The sequence below is a fragment of the Streptomyces sp. G5(2025) genome (assembly GCF_049542075.1).
GTDB lineage: Bacteria > Actinomycetota > Actinomycetes > Streptomycetales > Streptomycetaceae > Streptomyces.
On the sequence record NZ_JBMUZT010000006.1, the window covers coordinates 3,711,894 to 3,727,559 of the forward strand.

Consider the following 15,666-nt stretch of genomic DNA (forward strand, 5'->3'; position numbering starts at 1 on the left):
TGGTTCCTGTACGTGGTGGAAGGGGCCCGGGTACAGGGGCCTCTACACACGCAGGACAGAGAGATCCACAGGGGAAGGCGGCGCGAGCGGCGGCGGCCCCCGCACCGGCGTCAGCTCAAGGACCGCCTTGTCGACGGTCCAGGAACCGGACGCACCGTGGGCCTCGTACAGCGCGGGCAGCAACTCGTACGCGGAACTGGACCGCGCCGGGGCGGCAGGCGCCTGCCCGGTCTCCCCCTGCCCGCCCTTGCCGCAGCCGGGCTCGTCATGCCGCTCCGCCGCGTGCGCCACCGTGGAGACCGGCACCGCGGCGTCGGCCACCGCGGGCCCGCAGAACCCCCCGAGCACGACGAGCAGCACCGCCACCAAGGGGCACCACGCCGTACGCGCACGGGACAACATGCCCGGAATCGTACGTGCCGGGCGGCCCCGCCGGTGAAATCGGTTCGCCACTGCCGAGCGGCGGGTGAGATCCTGGACGGCGTATGTCTACGCAGCCCGCCCTCACCCTCGACACCCTCGCCCCCCGCCTGTCCGAACTCTCGCTGCGCGATGAGCACCGGATCGGCCGCCGGCTGGAGGGTGCGCGCCGGATCCGCAAGCCCGAGGTCCGCGCCGCAGTCCTCGCCGAGGTGGCGGCGGACGTGGAGAAGGCCGCGGCGCGGATGGCCGAGCGCGGCTCCCGCGTGCCCGCGATCACGTATCCCGAGCAGCTCCCGGTCAGCCAGAAGAAGAACGAGATCGCCGACGCGATACGCGACCACCAGGTCGTGATCGTCGCGGGTGAGACCGGCTCCGGCAAGACCACGCAGATCCCCAAGATCTGTCTGGAGCTGGGCCGGGGGGTGCGCGGCATGATCGGCCACACGCAGCCCCGCCGCATCGCGGCCCGTACGGTCGCCGAGCGCGTGGCCGAGGAGATGAACACGCCGCTCGGCGAGGCCGTCGGCTGGAAGGTCCGCTTCACCGACCAGGTGAACCCGGACGGCACGTTCATCAAGCTGATGACGGACGGCATCCTGCTGGCCGAGATCCAGACGGACCGCGACCTGCGCGCGTACGACACGATCATCATCGACGAGGCCCACGAGCGGTCCCTCAACATCGACTTCCTGCTGGGCTATCTGGCCCAGCTGCTGCCCAAGCGCCCGGACCTGAAGGTCGTCATCACGTCGGCGACCATCGACCCCGAGCGGTTCTCGCGGCACTTCGGGGACGCGCCGATCGTCGAGGTCAGCGGCCGGACGTTCCCCGTGGAGGTGCGCTACCGCCCCCTCCTCGAAGAGGACTCGGACGACTCCGACCGCGACCAGATCACCGCGATCACCGACGCCGTCGAGGAGCTCCAGGCCGAGGGCAAGGGCGACATCCTCGTCTTCCTCTCCGGAGAGCGCGAGATCCGCGACACCGCGGACGCGCTGAACAAGAAGAACTACCGGTTCACGGAGGTCCTGCCGCTCTACGCCCGCCTGTCGCACGCGGAGCAGCACCGCGTGTTCCAGGCGCACACGGGCAGACGCATCGTCCTCGCCACGAACGTCGCGGAGACCTCCCTCACCGTCCCCGGCATCAAGTACGTGATCGACCCGGGCACCGCCCGCATCTCGCGCTACAGCCACCGCACGAAGGTGCAGCGGCTGCCCATCGAGGCGATCAGCCAGGCCAGCGCCAACCAGCGCAAGGGCCGCTGCGGCCGTACGTCGGACGGCATCTGCATCCGCCTCTACAGCGAGGACGACTTCCTCTCGCGCCCGGAGTTCACGGACGCGGAGATCCTCCGTACGAACCTCGCCTCCGTCATCCTCCAGATGACCGCGGCCGGCCTCGGCGACATCGAGAAGTTCCCCTTCATCGACCCGCCGGACCACCGCAACATCCGCGACGGCGTCCAGCTCCTCCAGGAGCTCGGCGCGCTGGACCCGACCCAGAAGGACGTACGCAAGCGCCTCACCGAGCAGGGCCGCAAGCTGGCGCAGCTGCCGGTGGACCCGCGGCTTGCCCGCATGGTCCTGGAGGCCGACAAGAACGGCTGCGTACGCGAGGTCATGGTGATCGCGGCGGCGCTCTCCATCCAGGACCCGCGCGAGCGTCCGGCGGAGAAGCAGGCGCAGGCCGACCAGCAGCACGCCCGCTTCAAGGACGAGACGAGCGACTTCCTCGCGTTCCTGAATCTGTGGCGGTACGTCCGCGAGCAGCAGAAGGAGCGCGGCTCGTCGTCGTTCCGCCGGATGTGCAAGGCGGAGTACCTGAACTTCCTGCGGATCCGCGAGTGGCAGGACATCTATTCGCAGCTGCGTACGGTCGCCAAGCAGATGGGCATCCACCTCAACGAAGAGGACGCGCCCGAGCAGCACATCCACATCTCCCTCCTCGCCGGCCTCCTCTCCCACATCGGGCTGAAGGACGTGAAGGACTCCAAGGAGAGCAGGGACGGCAAGGACAGCAAGGACCCCAAGCAGCGCGGCGGACGGGGCGAGTACATCGGCGCCCGCAACGCCAAGTTCGCGATCTTCCCCGGCTCCGCGCTCTTCAAGAAGCCTCCGCGCTTCATCATGTCCGCGGAGCTGGTGGAGACCTCCCGCCTGTGGGCCCGCGTCAACGCGAAGATCGAGCCCGAGTGGGTCGAGCCGCTCGCCCAGCACCTCCTGAAGCGCACGTACAGCGAGCCGCACTGGGAGAAGGACCAGGCCGCGGTGGTGGCGATCGAGAAGGTCACGCTGTACGGCGTCCCGATCGTCACCGACCGCAAGGTGAACTACGGCCGCATCGACCCGGAGGTCTCGCGCGACCTGTTCATCCGCAACGCGCTCGTCGAGGGCGACTGGCGTACGCACCACAAGTTCTTCGCCGCCAACCGCAAGCTGCTCACGGAGGTCGAGGAGCTGGAGCACCGCGCCCGGCGCCGCGACATCCTCGTCGACGACGAGACGCTCTTCGACTTCTACGACCAGCGGGTCCCGGCGGACGTCGTGTCCGGCGCGCACTTCGACTCCTGGTGGAAGAAGAAGCAGCGGGAAGAGCCCGAACTGCTCGACTTCGAGCGGTCGATGCTCATCAACGAGAAGGCCGGTGACGTCTCCAAGGACGACTACCCGGACTCGTGGCGTCAGGGGCCGCTGAAGTTCAAGGTGACGTACCAGTTCGAGCCGGGCGCGGACGCGGACGGCGTCACGGTCCACATCCCGCTCCAGGTGCTCAACCAGGTCACCGACGAGGGCTTCGACTGGCAGATCCCGGGCCTGCGCGAGGACGTGGTCATCGAGCTGATCCGCTCCCTGCCCAAGCCGATCCGCCGCAACTACGTGCCTGCTCCGAACTTCGCGCAGGCGTTCCTGGAGCGGGCGATTCCATTGCAGGAGCCGCTGCACGTCACGCTGGCGCGCGAGCTCCAGCGGATGGTCGGCGTGCCGGTGACGCCCGACGACTTCGATCTGACGCGCGTACCGGACCACTTGAAGATCACGTTCCGGATCACCGACGAGCGGCGCCGCAAGCTCGCCGAGGACAAGGACCTCGAAGCCCTCAAGCTGCGGCTGAAGCCGAAGGCCCGCAAGGCACTCTCGCAGGCGGCCGCCGCGACGGCCGAGCGCACGGGCGGCGCGGCCGTGGAGCGCACGGGGCTCACGGACTGGAGCATCGGCACGCTCAGCCGCGTGTTCGAGACCCGTCGGGCGGGGCAGCCGGTGAAGGCGTACCCGGCGCTCGTGGACGACGGAGGACCCGCGGCAGACACCGTCTCCGTACGCCTCTTCGACACCGAGGCCGAGCAGCAGCAGGCGATGTGGAAGGGCACCCGCCGGCTCATCCTGCGCAACATCCCCGTGAACCCCGGCAAGTTCGCCTCGGACAAGCTGACGAATCAGCAGAAGCTCGCCCTGTCCGCGAACCCGCACGGCTCCATGCAGGCGCTCTTCGACGACTGCGCGATGGCCGCCGCGGACCAGCTGATCGCGGACTTCGGCGGGCCCGTCTGGGACGAGGAGTCGTACCGCAAGCTGTTCGACAAGGTGCGGGCGGAGATCGTCGACACCACCGTGCGGGCGGTCGGGCAGGTGCAGCAGGTCCTCGCCGCCTGGCAGGCCTGTGAGCGGCGCCTGAAGGCGGCGAAGAGCCCGGCGCTCCTCGCCAACCTCGCGGACGTGCGGGAGCAGTTGAACTCCCTCATCAAGCCGGGCTTCGTGACGGAGACGGGCCTGCGGCGCCTGCCGGACCTGATGCGGTACATGGTGGCCGCCGACCGCCGCCTCCAGCAGATGCCGACCAACGTCCAGCGGGACACCGCGCGCATGGAGAAGGTCCGCGAGATGCGGGACGAGTACCTGTGGCTCCTGGAGCAGCTGCCGCAGGGCCGGCCTGTGCCCAAGGAGGTGCTGGACATCCGCTGGATGATCGAGGAGCTGCGCGTCAGCTACTTCGCGCACGCGCTGGGCACGGCGTACCCCGTCTCGGACAAGCGGATCGTGAAGGCCATCGACGCGGCGGCGCCGTGACCGCCCGGGCACACAGGGTGAGTTCGACCGCCGGGCCTGCGCTGCTGTAGAGTCTCGTCTCGCAGCACAACGGAGCAACAAGTGCCGCGAGCAAGGTCCTGTGGAGCAGTTTGGAGTGCTCGCCACCCTGTCAAGGTGGAGGCCGCGGGTTCAAATCCCGTCAGGACCGCAGTTGATGAGAACGGGCCGCATCGATTCCGATGCGGCCCGTTCTCGCGTTCGCATCTTGACTGCGTCACATTCCACCGGTACCCCAGACAACAGGGAGTCGGCGGCAGACTCCTCCGGGAGGTGACACATGTCTGCTTCTTCTGCTTCTTCCGTGCCCTCTGTGCCCGCTGCGTCCCCTGCGCCCTCTGTACCCTCTGCGCCCTCCGCGGCTGCGCGGCACGAGACCCGCGCCCTGTTGCGCGCCCACCTCGCGGCGGCCACGAGCTACCGCCACCTGACGCGGCACTGCGCGATCTGCCACCGGCTCCTCAGGCTCGCCCTGGAGCCCTCCCCGCGCCGCCCCGGTGAGTGCGAGGCGCCCGAGGCCGGCTTCGTCCTGGAGAGCGCCGCAGAGGGCGAGGACGAAAGTCCCGCCGAGGCATGACCGAAGTCCCTTTAGCGCAGAGGCATCTGACGCAACAAGGCGTGCGGCGTGTGACGGGTGTCACCGAACAGGTTTTGGAAACACTCGAACTTACACCCTCCCTACAACCGGTCAATTTAATATGTGCAATTGCACCGCCCCTCAGTACTACCCTCAGCACTCCCCAGAGAGCGACAAGAGCGCCCACGAGGGGGCTCACGAGGGTGCCCACCAGCACCTCTTCGGTGCACAAAAAAAGATCGCGCTGGACCCGGCGGAGTCCAGCGCGATCGAACGACTCACCCATGAGGCTCAGGCGTGGATCCCGTTGGGGCGAGACCCTCGTCGCGTGCAGCTATATGTCGGACGTACGGCCAGGTTGGGGGACCTGACAGTAGTGATGCTCTTCGTCCGGGTTGTGCGGGTTATGCGGGTTATGCGGGTTACTGCTGGTTGAGCGGTACTTCAGGCGTACGCCAGGCGTATGCCGGACGTACGTCAGGCCTCGCTGCGCTGCTGCGGGATACCCGCGAGCAGCGCGCGGACCTCAGCCTCGCGGTAACGGCGGTGTCCGCCGAGCGTGCGAATCGACGTGAGCTTGCCAGCCTTTGCCCAACGCGTCACCGTCTTCGGGTCGACGCGGAACATCGTGGCGACCTCAGCCGGGGTCAGCAGCGGCTCGGCATCAGGGGTGCGAGCGGTCATGAGCGGCCTCCTCGGGAGAACCGAACCTTCTCGGTTCATTCCTCTAAATTCTGCACCTTGACCCGCGTTGCCCGAAATGGCGGACGCGGGTCGAGTCGGTTATAGGACGAACGGCTTGTCCTCGGCACTACAACTACACCATCCGTCCAGCCGCGTCGGCCAAACCGATGGAATTGCCCTCCCAGGTGTTCATCACCGACGGAAGCCGATGGACCATGCCATAGCGGACAGTCACGCCACCGTGACGATCAGTCACAGAGCGATCAGGAGTCAACAGGACCCCCCATAGCGTGCAATGCAGAGTAATCCGCCCTTACTTGGGCGGAAGGAGCCCTCCCCGGACTCCTTGTCCTATTTTGGCATGAGGAGGGGCGATGGGCGCAAGGGCCCAGTAAAGTGCGGTCCGTCACGCTTGACACAAAGGCCCGGATCGGGACCTACGTCCTGCCGCCCGTGAACCGGCGGGCGGTGAAGGGCGGTGAAGGGCCGTGAGCGGCGGCCAGCGGCAGTGACGGGACGTCAGAACGGCCCTCAGTTCGCGAACTGAAGGTCCCGGACCGCCCGCCATCGCTCCACGAGCCTCGCATACGCCTCGCCGGCCGCCTCGCCGTCACCGTCGCGCAGGGCCTCGATCCCCTCGGCGACATCCGCGGCCGAGTGGTCCTCGTCCAGTTCGTCGGCGGGCAGGGCGTGCACGAGGCCGCCGTAGTCCAGCTCGACCAAGGAGCGCGGATGGAACTCCTCCAGCCACCGGCCGACGTCGACGAGCCCCTCGACGAGCGGCGCCTCGTCCAGCGCGTCCCGCAGCGTCTTCAGGCCGCGCGCCAGCCGACGCCGGGCCTGGACCATCGGGGTGCGGTAGCGAAGGACCGGCGGGGCGTCCGGCGCGCCCTCCTCACCGCGGTCGTAACAGCGCTCCTCGTCCGAGACGAGCACGAACCAGTGCAGCGGCACCTGCCACGTCGCCGTACGGATCCACGGGCGCGCGTCGGGGTTGCGGGCCAGCCACTGCTCGTAGTCGGCGGCCGTCTGGCGGCGCAGCACGGGCGGGAGCACCGCGTCGAGGACCGGCACGGGAAGCTGCCCGGCCAGCTCCCCCATCGCCTGCCAGCCGCGCAGCCGGGTCCGCCACGGGCAGACGCACAGCACCCCGTCGATCTCCAGGACGAAGGCGTCGCTGCTCTCGTGCACCGGCACGGGCACGGGCGGCGTCGGCACCAGGTCCGCGAGGGAGCGACGGAGCTCGTCCTGGTACGAGGGGTGGTCCGCGCGGCGGGCGTAGCGCGCCCAGTGGTCGCGTTCCGGCTCGGGGAAGGCGGCCAGCGGCTCATAGACGCGCAAGTACGACGCGTACGGGACCGTCACCGATGACACCTTGGGCACGGCTGCTCTCTCCCCCGCGTTCCGGCCGGACAACCCCGAAATCACCGCCGATAGTGCCATGGCCGGACTCCGCCGCGCCGCTCCGTCACGCGGCCCGCGCTCGGCGAGACGGGTGATCCTCGGCGCCGGGCACTCACAGGCGGTGGACAGGCTCTAGTCTCATGCCCATCGGGCCCCCGCCACCCGTACGGGAGCCCACCCACCGCCGCTACTCGACCGGGAGTCACCACCGTGACCGAAGCAGACAACGGCGTCCTGCACACCCTGTTCCACTCGGAGCAGGGCGGCCATGAGCAAGTAGTGCTCTGCCAGGACCGCGCCAGTGGCCTCAAGGCCGTCATCGCCCTCCACTCCACCGCCCTGGGCCCGGCCCTCGGCGGCACCCGCTTCTATCCGTACGCGAGCGAGGAGGAGGCCGTCGCCGACGCGCTGAACCTCGCGCGTGGGATGTCGTACAAGAACGCCATGGCCGGGCTCGACCACGGCGGCGGCAAGGCCGTGATCATCGGCGACCCCGAGCAGATCAAGAGCGAGGCCCTGCTCCTCGCCTACGGCCGCTTCGTCGCCTCGCTCGGCGGCCGGTACGTGACGGCCTGCGACGTGGGTACGTACGTCTCCGACATGGACGTCGTGGCCCGCGAATGCCGCTGGACCACCGGGCGCTCCCCGGAGAACGGCGGCGCCGGGGACTCCTCCGTCCTCACCGCCTTCGGAGTCTTCCAGGGCATGCGCGCCTCGGCCCAGCACCTGTGGGGCGACCCGACGCTGCGCGACCGCAAGGTCGGTGTCGCGGGCGTCGGCAAGGTCGGCCACCACCTGGTCGAGCACCTGCTGGCGGACGGCGCCGAGGTCGTGATCACCGACGTGCGCGAGCAGTCCGTGCGGCGCGTCCTGGACAAGCACCCGTCGGTGACCGCGGTGGCGGACACGGACGCGCTGATCCGCACGGAGGGCCTGGACATCTACGCCCCCTGCGCGCTCGGCGGCGCCCTGAACGACGAGTCCGTGGCCGTGCTGACCGCGAAGGTGGTGTGCGGCGCCGCCAACAACCAGCTCGCGCACCCGGGCGTCGAGAAGGACCTCGCCGACCGCGCGATCCTCTACGCGCCGGACTACGTGGTGAACGCGGGCGGCGTGATCCAGGTCGCCGATGAGCTGCACGGGTTCGACTTCGACCGGTGCAAGGCGAAGGCGGCGAACATCTTCGACACCACGCTGACGATATTCGCTCGCGCAAAGCAGGACGGCATTCCGCCGGCCGCGGCGGCCGACAGGATCGCCGAGCAGCGGATGGCCGACGCCCGCTGAGACCACCGCCGGGGCACCCGCCGACGCGGTTCGGGAGACAAGACTCACTCCCGTCGGCGGGTCGCCCGGCAAGAAGAGGTTAAAATCGCAGTTGACCAGCGAGGACGGGGCTCCTCGCGGGTTCTGCGCCGAGGCGCGTCCTGCGGGCGACGTACCGTATGGCCGCTGGAGCAGGTACCGTGGAAGCCCTACGGACCGGTCTCTCCGAGGAGAGTCCGTCCTAGATCATGAACGCGTGTCAAGACTCTGGGGCCGTCGAGCCCCGTATCCGAGGGGGTCGAGCCATGGGGCGCGGCCGGGCAAAGGCCAAGCAGGCGAAGGTCGCCCGCCAGCTGAAGTACAGCAGCGGCGGGACTGATCTCTCGCGCCTGGCCAATGAGCTGGGCGCTTCGACTTCGCGACAGCCGCCGAATGGCGAGCCGTTCGAGGACGACGACGAGGAAGACGACCCGTACGCCCAGTACGCGGATCTATATAACGTCGACGACGATGACGAGGACTCGCCCGATGAGTCCGGTCCGTCGTCACAGCGCCGCGGCGCTTGACCTCGTTGTAGCGACTGCACTTCACCCGGTCCGGGGTGGTCACCACACCGGACCGGGTTTTGTGCTGCCCTGAACCGCTCGGGCGGGTCTACTTCGCGTGATCACCGATCAGGGCGGCGCCCGTCGCGTGGTCACCGCGGTCGGTGATCTCGCCCGCGACCCAGGCCTCCACGCCGCGGTCGGCGAGGGTGGTGAGCGCCGCGTCCGCCGACTCCTCGGGGACGATCGCGATCATGCCGACGCCCATGTTCAGCGTCTTCTCCAGCTCCAGGCGCTCGACCCGGCCCGTCTTCCCGACCACGTCGAAGACCGCGCCCGGGGTCCAGGTCCCCCGGTCGACGATCGCGTGCAGGCCGTCCGGGATCACGCGGGCGAGGTTCGCCGCGAGGCCGCCCCCGGTGATGTGGCTGAACGCGTGGACGTCCGTGGTGCGGGTGAGCGCCAGGCAGTCCAGGGAGTAGATCTTGGTAGGCTCCAGAAGCTCCTCGCCGAGAGTGCGGCCGAACTCCTCGACGTGACGGTCCAGTGCCCAGCCCGCGCGGTCGAAGACCACGTGCCGGACGAGCGAGTACCCGTTCGAGTGAAGACCGGACGAGGCCATGGCGATGACCGCGTCACCCTTCCGGATGCGATCCGGACCGAGGAGACGGTCGGCCTCGACCGCGCCCGTGCCGGCGCCCGCGACGTCGAAGTCGTCCGGACCGAGCAGGCCCGGGTGCTCCGCGGTCTCGCCGCCGACGAGCGAGCAGCCGGCGAGGACGCAGCCCTCGGCGATGCCCTTCACGATGGCGGCGACACGCTCCGGGTGGACCTTGCCCACGCAGATGTAGTCGGTCATGAAGAGCGGCTCGGCGCCGCACACGACGATGTCGTCCATGACCATCGCGACGAGGTCGTGGCCGATGGTGTCGTACACGCCCATCTGACGGGCGACGTCGACCTTCGTGCCGACGCCGTCGGTGGCGGAGGCGAGCAGGGGGCGCTCGAAGCGCTTGAGGGCGGAGGCGTCGAAGAGCCCGGCGAAGCCGCCGAGGCCGCCGAGGCCCGCGACCTCCGGGCGCTGGGTCTTCTTGACCCACTCCTTCATCAGCTCGACGGCGCGGTCGCCCGCCTCGATGTCGACGCCCGCGCTTGCGTAGCTGGCACCAGTGGTCTCAGACATGACGGTGAGAACTTTCGTGTCGTACTGCTCGTACTGCGGGTGTTTTACGCGGGTGTTTACGCGGGTGTCTTACGGGCGGCGGATCGCGTCGGCGGCGGCGGTGCCCGCCGGGCCCGCGGCCAGTTCCGTCTCCAGAAGCTGCTTGCCGAGCAGCTCGGGATCGGGCAGATCCATCGGGTACTCGCCGTCGAAGCAGGCGCGGCAGAGGTTCGGCTTGTCGATGGTCGTGGCCTCGATCATGCCGTCGATGGAGATGTACGAGAGGGAGTCGGCGCCGAGCGACGTGCCGATCTCCTCGATGGTCATGCCGTTGGCGATCAGTTCGGCGCGCGTCGCGAAGTCGATGCCGAAGAAGCACGGCCACTTCACGGGCGGCGACGAGATCCGGATGTGGACCTCGGCGGCACCGGCCTCGCGGAGCATCTTGACCAGGGCGCGCTGGGTGTTGCCGCGGACGATCGAGTCGTCGACGACCACCAGGCGCTTGCCCTTGATGACTTCCTTGAGGGGGTTCAGCTTGAGGCGGATGCCGAGCTGGCGGATCGTCTGCGAGGGCTGGATGAAGGTCCGGCCGACGTAGGCGTTCTTGACCAGGCCCGCGCCGAACGGGATGCCGGAGGCCTCCGCGTACCCGATCGCGGCGGGGGTGCCGGATTCCGGGGTCGCTATGACGAGGTCGGCCTCGACCGGGGCTTCCTTGGCGAGCTTGCGGCCCATCTCGACACGCGAGAGGTAGACGTTCCGCCCGGCGATGTCCGTGTCGGGACGCGCCAGGTAGACGTACTCGAAGACGCAGCCCTTGGGCTTCGCTTCTGCGAAACGGGACGTTCGCAGGCCGTTCTCGTCGATGGCGACGAACTCGCCCGGCTCGATCTCGCGGACGTAGGAGGCGCCGCAGATGTCGAGCGCGGCGGACTCGGAGGCGACGACCCAGCCGCGCTCCAGGCGGCCGAGGACCAGCGGGCGGATGCCCTGCGGGTCGCGGCCCGCGTACAGCGTGTGCTCGTCCATGAAGACGAGGGAGAAGGCGCCCTGAACCTGCGGGAGGATCTTCATGGCGGCGTCTTCGATGGTCAGCGGCTTGCCGTCGTCGTCCACCTGGCCCGCGAGGAGAGCCGTCACCAGGTCGGTGTCGTTGGTCGCCGCGACCTGGGTCGCGCGGCCGTTCTCCTTCGGGAGCTCGGCGACAAGAGCGGCCAGCTCGGCCGTGTTGACGAGGTTGCCGTTGTGCCCGAGCGCGATGGAGCCGTGCGCGGTGGCACGGAACGTCGGCTGGGCGTTCTCCCAGACGGAGGCACCGGTGGTCGAGTAGCGGGCGTGACCGACCGCGATGTGACCCTGGAGCGAGCCGAGAGAGGTTTCGTCGAAGACCTGGGACACGAGGCCCATGTCCTTGAAGACGAGGATCTGGGAGCCGTTGCTGACCGCGATTCCCGCGGATTCCTGGCCCCGATGCTGGAGGGCGTAGAGCCCGAAGTACGTGAGCTTTGCGACCTCTTCGCCCGGGGCCCAGACACCGAAGACGCCGCAAGCGTCCTGGGGGCCCTTCTCGCCGGGAAGCAGATCGTGATTGAGTCGACCGTCACCACGTGGCACATCTTCGAGTGTAGGCGAGATCGACCACTGGTCCGAATTGGGGATACGAGCCCTGTACGGACGGTGACGGCGGTCGTGGCAGCGGTCGTGACGGCGGCTCTACTTCGCCTCGCTCGGGCCGCTCTTCTCCGCGGCGGTCGCGTGGATCACCGTGCCGTCGGCGGCGGTGAGTTTCAGGGTGTCCCGTTCCAGTTCGTAGCGTGCCGTGCCGTCGAAGAGCTTCAGCAGTTCGCGCTCGGTGGTCATCGCCTTGCCCGGGCACAACTTGCGGGTGGTGGCGGGGGCGCCGAAGGTGATGCGGCCGTCCTTCGCCTCGGCCTTGGCGGTGACGTCGTTGCAGCCGAGGTTGCCGCGTACCGTCCCGTCCTCGCCGAAGGTGAGGTGGACCTTGTCGGCCACGTCCTTCGGCAGGGGCGCGGCGCTCTTGGCGTCGCCCACCGCGCTCACCGTCCACTTGGTGCCGGTGAGCGGGGCGTCGGGCGCTGCGGGCCGTGAGGTGAACGCCATGCGGTCTCCCTTGGCGGTGGTGAGGGTCATCCGGTCGCCGTCGACCTTCGCGGTGAGCTTCTCCTTGCCGAGGGCGCGCAGGACGTTCTCCTCGAACCGCATGCGGCCGTCGTCCGTGCAGGCCCGCTTCGTCATCAGCGGACGGCCGAAGTCCACGGTGTCGCCCTTGATCGTCACGTCGGCGCCGACGGAGTTGCAGCCGAAGCTGCCGCCGGCCCGCCCGTCCTTGCCGATCTTGAGGTGGGCGTCGTCCGGGGCCGCGTACTTCTTGCCGCCCACGGTGAGGCTCTCGACGTGCCACCGGACGCCGGTGAGGGGCAGTTCCGTCGCCACGGAACTGCCACCGGAGCCGCCTTCGGAGCCGGCTCCGGACTCGGTGCCGCATGCGGTGAGCAGCAGCCCGGCGGAGGCCAGCGCGGTCAGGGTCAGGGTCAGACGCTGCGTGTGCATGGCAATGTGACGGGACAGGTGGGGGTGTCGGTTCCATCCGGTCCCCCGGACGCCGTACACGACCCGGTCAGCCCATGATCGGCAGCAGCCCCGACAGATCGGCCCGCTCCCCGCTCGCGCTGACCTTCGCCGCGTCCAGGGCGCTCGCCCAGTCCGTGCGTCCCGTGGCGAGGCGTACCCAGGTCAGCGGGTCGGTCTCGACGACGTTCGGCGGGGTGCCGCGGGTGTGCCGCGGGCCCTCGACGCACTGCACCACCGCGTACGGCGGAATCCGCACCTCCGTGGAGGCGCCCGGCGCCTTCAGCGCGAGCGCGTCCGCGAGCAGACGGGCGCAGGCGGCCAGGGCCTGCCGGTCGTACGGCACGTCGAGGCCCGGCACGGCGTCGTTCAAGTCGTCGGTGTGGACGGTCAGTTCGACCGTGCGGGTGACCAGGAAGTCGCCGAGGGTCATGGCGCCGAAGCGGGAGGGCACGAGGCGTTCGTCGGGCGCGGCCGGCAGCGACTGCTCGATGCCGGTGAGCGTGCGGGCGAACAGCTCGTCCAGCTCGGTGCCCGCGCTCTCCGCGAGGGCACGGGTGTCCTCGTCGACCTGAGCGGCGGCGGTGACGGTCGCGAACGGCCAGTCCATGAGCGGCACTTCGTGCTGCGCCGGTTCCGGGACGCTCAGATAGCGGTGGACGGTGCCGAGCACCATGGCGATATGGGCGGCCAGTTCGTGGACGGTCCAGTCGCCGAGGCGGGTGGGGCGGGCCAGCTGCTCGGGCGTGAGGGTGCGCACCGCCTCTCGTACGGTGCCGAACTGGGCGAGCACGGCGGTGCGGATCTTGGCGGAGTCGTACGTACGCGTGCGCTTCTTGGCCGGTGGCATGGGCCGAGCCTAAGCGTTTCCGGGGTACCCCTGAAGTCCCTTTTCCACCAGGCCGAAGGCGCGTTCGGCGGACGCGGCACAGTCCTTAGCGATCTCGTCGAGCGGGTCGCCGACGATGGTGCGCCGGTGGTTCTCCATGATGAGCGCGTTGCGTGCACCGGTCAGCTGGGCGGCGGCGACCCGCGCGAGGAGCATGTCGCCCGTCTCCTCGGTGAGGGCGTCCGCCAGGAGCTGGACACTGCGCATATGGAAGATCACCATGCGGTGCGCGAGGGTCGGTGTCTCATTGATGAGCTGGCGCACCTTGAGGGCGCGCGGGTCACCGCTGAGGCCGATCGACGGGTCGCGCCCCGCGACCTGGTCCAGGAACTGCCGGCGCATGGCGGCCACGGCGGACTCGCCCGGCCGGCGCTCGCTCACCGCGCGGGCCGGGTCCCCGGCGTGCTCCTCCATCGGAGCGACGATCACGCCTTCCTTGGTGCCGAAGTAGTTGAAGACGGTCATCTTTGACACGTCGGCCGCCTCGGCGATCTCCGCCACGGAGACGTGGTCGAAGCCCCGCTCGGAGCAGAGGTCGACGGCGACGCTCCAGATGCGCGCGGCGGTCTGCCTCTTCTTGCGCGCGCGCAGACCCATCTCCTCTGTCATGCGGGTCACGGTACCGGGGTGGCTTCTTCCCGCGCCGTGAACGTCTCACCGTTGCCGGGCACCCCGACCCCGCGCCAGCGGAACGGCACGCCCCGCGCCGTGTCCAGGTCGGGCCCGTCCATCAGCTGGAAGTGCAGGTGCGGCTCGGTGGAGTTGCCGGAGTTGCCGCAGCGGGCGAGCTGCTGCCCGGCGGCGACCTTGTCCCCCGCCCGCACCGCCAGCGAGCCCCGCTGGACGTGCGCGTACGCGGCGTACACCCCCTCGCCGAGGTCGAGGACGACGTGGTTGCCGACGATGCGCCGTGTCCCGCCGAGCGTCCTGCCGATGCCCTCGATCAGCCAGAAGTACAGGACCCCGGCGAGGGAGCTGCGGCTGAGGTGGTCGCGCTGGCCGGCCTCGGCGTGCACCACGGTGGCGTCGGCCACCGCGAGCAGCGGCGCCCCGAAGGCGGGATAGGCCCGGTTGCGGTGGGCCACCGGCCAGAACCAGGCAGGCGTGGGGCGTTGGGGCCCCTCCTCCGGCTCGGCCACGATGTCGATGGCGTACGTCTGTCCGAGGCTGTGCGTGCCGTGGCTCGGCACCTTGTCGGCGGGGCTGTTGAGCGCCGACCAGCGGCCGGTGACAGGGGCCCCGACCTCGACGGGCGCCGGGGGCTCCGCCTCGAAACGCCGACGGGCGGAGCGCGCGGTCACCAGGCTGATGGCGATCGCACCGACGGCGGGCAGCCAGCTCACCCAGTAGTCGTACGGCAGGTCCACGAAGAACCGGGCGACCACCTGGACAAAGAAGATCCCCCACAGCACGCGCTGGACCGGCGCGGCGGCTTTGCGCAAGCCTACAAACATGACTTCCCCCTGGTCCTGGTACGGAAAACGGTCGGGTGGCGCGGTCAACGGTCAGGTCACGGGGCGCGCGGCGGTGAGCACCACGAGCAGGGGCACCACCCGCCCGGCGGGCACCTCGTACCGGCCGCGCTCCGAGGTGTGCAGCCAGCCCGCGCCGGTCAGTTGGCGCAGGTGGTGGTAGATCTGGCCGGTCGTCCCGACGTCGTCGAGCGCGGCCAGCTCGGCGGCGGTGCGCAGCCCGCCGAGGATCTCCCGCAGCAGCCGCAGCCGTACGGGATGGCCGAGTGCGGCGAACGACTCGGCCGCGTCCGACCAGTCGCCCTCAAACACCGTCTCGGTGAGCAGGCCGTACTGCCAGTCGTACCGGTGCCCGGTCGGCACGCGCACCGTTCCGGTGAACAGGACGGCGCCGTCCGCGTCCTCGGCCACCGGGTGCCGTGCCTTGAGGGCGTCGAGGGCCCAGAAGTCGCCCTCTCCCACCGGGGGCACGGCCGGCCCCGCGCTCTCCAGCTCCGCCATGCGCCGTTCCAGCTCGGCGACGCGCTCTTCGAGATCCACATGTACGAGATTACGTAAGTACGTAAT

At 69.7% G+C, this 15,666-nt stretch carries 14 protein-coding genes and 1 tRNA gene; 5 read left to right on the top strand and 10 right to left on the bottom strand.

Going from position 1 to position 15,666, the window contains the following annotated elements; all coding sequences use genetic code 11:
- Positions 1 to 42 precede the first annotated feature (42 nt).
- Positions 43 to 402 carry a hypothetical protein gene (locus ACOBQB_RS27680; protein ID WP_423595304.1) on the bottom strand — a complete coding sequence of 120 codons (360 nt, stop codon included), beginning with the start codon at positions 400 to 402 and terminating at the stop codon, positions 43 to 45.
- Positions 403 to 485: 83 nt separating this feature from the next.
- Between ACOBQB_RS27680 and hrpA the strand changes: the two genes are divergently transcribed.
- The 3 genes from hrpA (at position 486) to ACOBQB_RS27695 (ending at position 5,085) form a co-directional block, all read left to right on the top strand.
- The gene (gene hrpA, locus ACOBQB_RS27685; protein WP_423595306.1) at positions 486 to 4,490 is read left to right on the top strand and encodes an ATP-dependent RNA helicase HrpA; all 4,005 of its coding nucleotides are present in this window, start codon (positions 486 to 488) and stop codon (positions 4,488 to 4,490) included.
- 94 nt (positions 4,491 to 4,584) lie between these two features.
- Positions 4,585 to 4,659: transfer RNA gene (locus tag ACOBQB_RS27690), tRNA-Asp, on the top strand.
- A 129-nt stretch (positions 4,660 to 4,788) separates the two neighbouring features.
- Positions 4,789 to 5,085 carry a DUF6274 family protein gene (locus tag ACOBQB_RS27695; protein WP_423595308.1) on the top strand — a complete coding sequence of 99 codons (297 nt, stop codon included), beginning with the start codon at positions 4,789 to 4,791 and terminating at the stop codon, positions 5,083 to 5,085.
- A 477-nt stretch (positions 5,086 to 5,562) separates the two neighbouring features.
- On the opposite strand, the gene bldC is transcribed toward ACOBQB_RS27695, so the two are convergent.
- Together bldC and ACOBQB_RS27705 are read right to left on the bottom strand one after the other, a co-directional pair.
- Positions 5,563 to 5,769 (bottom strand): developmental transcriptional regulator BldC, encoded by a 207-nt coding sequence (bldC, locus tag ACOBQB_RS27700; RefSeq protein ID WP_003949541.1) that lies wholly within the window; start codon positions 5,767 to 5,769, stop codon positions 5,563 to 5,565.
- Between the two features lie 531 nt (positions 5,770 to 6,300).
- Positions 6,301 to 7,152 (bottom strand): hypothetical protein, encoded by an 852-nt coding sequence (locus ACOBQB_RS27705; RefSeq protein ID WP_423595310.1) that lies wholly within the window; start codon positions 7,150 to 7,152, stop codon positions 6,301 to 6,303.
- Positions 7,153 to 7,383: 231 nt separating this feature from the next.
- Here ACOBQB_RS27705 and ACOBQB_RS27710 point away from each other — a divergent pair, with 231 nt between their 5' ends.
- Both ACOBQB_RS27710 and ACOBQB_RS27715 read left to right on the top strand, forming a co-directional pair.
- Positions 7,384 to 8,460, top strand: coding sequence for a Leu/Phe/Val dehydrogenase (locus ACOBQB_RS27710; RefSeq protein WP_423595312.1), 1,077 nt, complete (start codon positions 7,384 to 7,386; stop codon positions 8,458 to 8,460).
- Between the two features lie 284 nt (positions 8,461 to 8,744).
- The gene (locus ACOBQB_RS27715) at positions 8,745 to 9,005 is read left to right on the top strand and encodes a DUF3073 domain-containing protein (protein WP_423595314.1); all 261 of its coding nucleotides are present in this window, start codon (positions 8,745 to 8,747) and stop codon (positions 9,003 to 9,005) included.
- Between the two features lie 88 nt (positions 9,006 to 9,093).
- On the opposite strand, the gene purM is transcribed toward ACOBQB_RS27715, so the two are convergent.
- The 7 genes from purM to ACOBQB_RS27750 all read right to left on the bottom strand — a co-directional run bounded on the left by purM (position 9,094) and on the right by ACOBQB_RS27750 (position 15,639).
- Complete coding sequence (gene purM, locus ACOBQB_RS27720; RefSeq protein ID WP_423595316.1) at positions 9,094 to 10,167, bottom strand: phosphoribosylformylglycinamidine cyclo-ligase; 1,074 nt, start codon at positions 10,165 to 10,167, stop codon at positions 9,094 to 9,096.
- Positions 10,168 to 10,236: 69 nt separating this feature from the next.
- Positions 10,237 to 11,763 carry an amidophosphoribosyltransferase gene (gene purF / locus ACOBQB_RS27725; RefSeq protein ID WP_423595318.1) on the bottom strand — a complete coding sequence of 509 codons (1,527 nt, stop codon included), beginning with the start codon at positions 11,761 to 11,763 and terminating at the stop codon, positions 10,237 to 10,239.
- A gap of 99 nt (positions 11,764 to 11,862) precedes the next feature.
- A complete protein-coding gene (locus ACOBQB_RS27730; RefSeq protein ID WP_423595320.1) occupies positions 11,863 to 12,720 on the bottom strand; it encodes an META domain-containing protein in 858 nt (285 codons plus the stop codon).
- Positions 12,721 to 12,787: 67 nt separating this feature from the next.
- Complete coding sequence (locus ACOBQB_RS27735; protein WP_423595322.1) at positions 12,788 to 13,588, bottom strand: sterol carrier family protein; 801 nt, start codon at positions 13,586 to 13,588, stop codon at positions 12,788 to 12,790.
- Positions 13,589 to 13,597: 9 nt separating this feature from the next.
- On the bottom strand, positions 13,598 to 14,236 hold the full coding sequence (locus tag ACOBQB_RS27740; protein ID WP_423595324.1) for a TetR/AcrR family transcriptional regulator: 639 nt from the start codon (positions 14,234 to 14,236) through the stop codon (positions 13,598 to 13,600).
- A 5-nt stretch (positions 14,237 to 14,241) separates the two neighbouring features.
- Complete coding sequence (locus tag ACOBQB_RS27745) at positions 14,242 to 15,081, bottom strand: M23 family metallopeptidase (RefSeq protein WP_423595326.1); 840 nt, start codon at positions 15,079 to 15,081, stop codon at positions 14,242 to 14,244.
- A gap of 51 nt (positions 15,082 to 15,132) precedes the next feature.
- Entirely contained in the window at positions 15,133 to 15,639 is a 507-nt protein-coding gene (locus tag ACOBQB_RS27750) for an ArsR/SmtB family transcription factor (protein WP_423595328.1), read from the bottom strand.
- Between the last annotated feature and the right edge of the window lie 27 nt (positions 15,640 to 15,666).

Excerpts from the sequence above, each read along its gene's own strand:
- ACOBQB_RS27695 (WP_423595308.1), top strand. The coding sequence starts at position 4,789 with ATGTCTGCTTCTTCTGCTTCTTCCGTGCCCTCTGTGCCCGCTGCGTCC.
- ACOBQB_RS27680 (WP_423595304.1), bottom strand. The coding sequence starts at position 402 with ATGTTGTCCCGTGCGCGTACGGCGTGGTGCCCCTTGGTGGCGGTGCTG.
- ACOBQB_RS27745 (WP_423595326.1), bottom strand. The coding sequence starts at position 15,081 with ATGTTTGTAGGCTTGCGCAAAGCCGCCGCGCCGGTCCAGCGCGTGCTG.
- ACOBQB_RS27730 (WP_423595320.1), bottom strand. The coding sequence starts at position 12,720 with ATGCACACGCAGCGTCTGACCCTGACCCTGACCGCGCTGGCCTCCGCC.
- ACOBQB_RS27715 (WP_423595314.1), top strand. The coding sequence starts at position 8,745 with ATGGGGCGCGGCCGGGCAAAGGCCAAGCAGGCGAAGGTCGCCCGCCAG.
- bldC (WP_003949541.1), bottom strand. The coding sequence starts at position 5,769 with ATGACCGCTCGCACCCCTGATGCCGAGCCGCTGCTGACCCCGGCTGAG.
- hrpA (WP_423595306.1), top strand. The coding sequence starts at position 486 with ATGTCTACGCAGCCCGCCCTCACCCTCGACACCCTCGCCCCCCGCCTG.
- ACOBQB_RS27735 (WP_423595322.1), bottom strand. The coding sequence starts at position 13,588 with ATGCCACCGGCCAAGAAGCGCACGCGTACGTACGACTCCGCCAAGATC.
- ACOBQB_RS27740 (WP_423595324.1), bottom strand. The coding sequence starts at position 14,236 with ATGACAGAGGAGATGGGTCTGCGCGCGCGCAAGAAGAGGCAGACCGCC.
- purM (WP_423595316.1), bottom strand. The coding sequence starts at position 10,167 with ATGTCTGAGACCACTGGTGCCAGCTACGCAAGCGCGGGCGTCGACATC.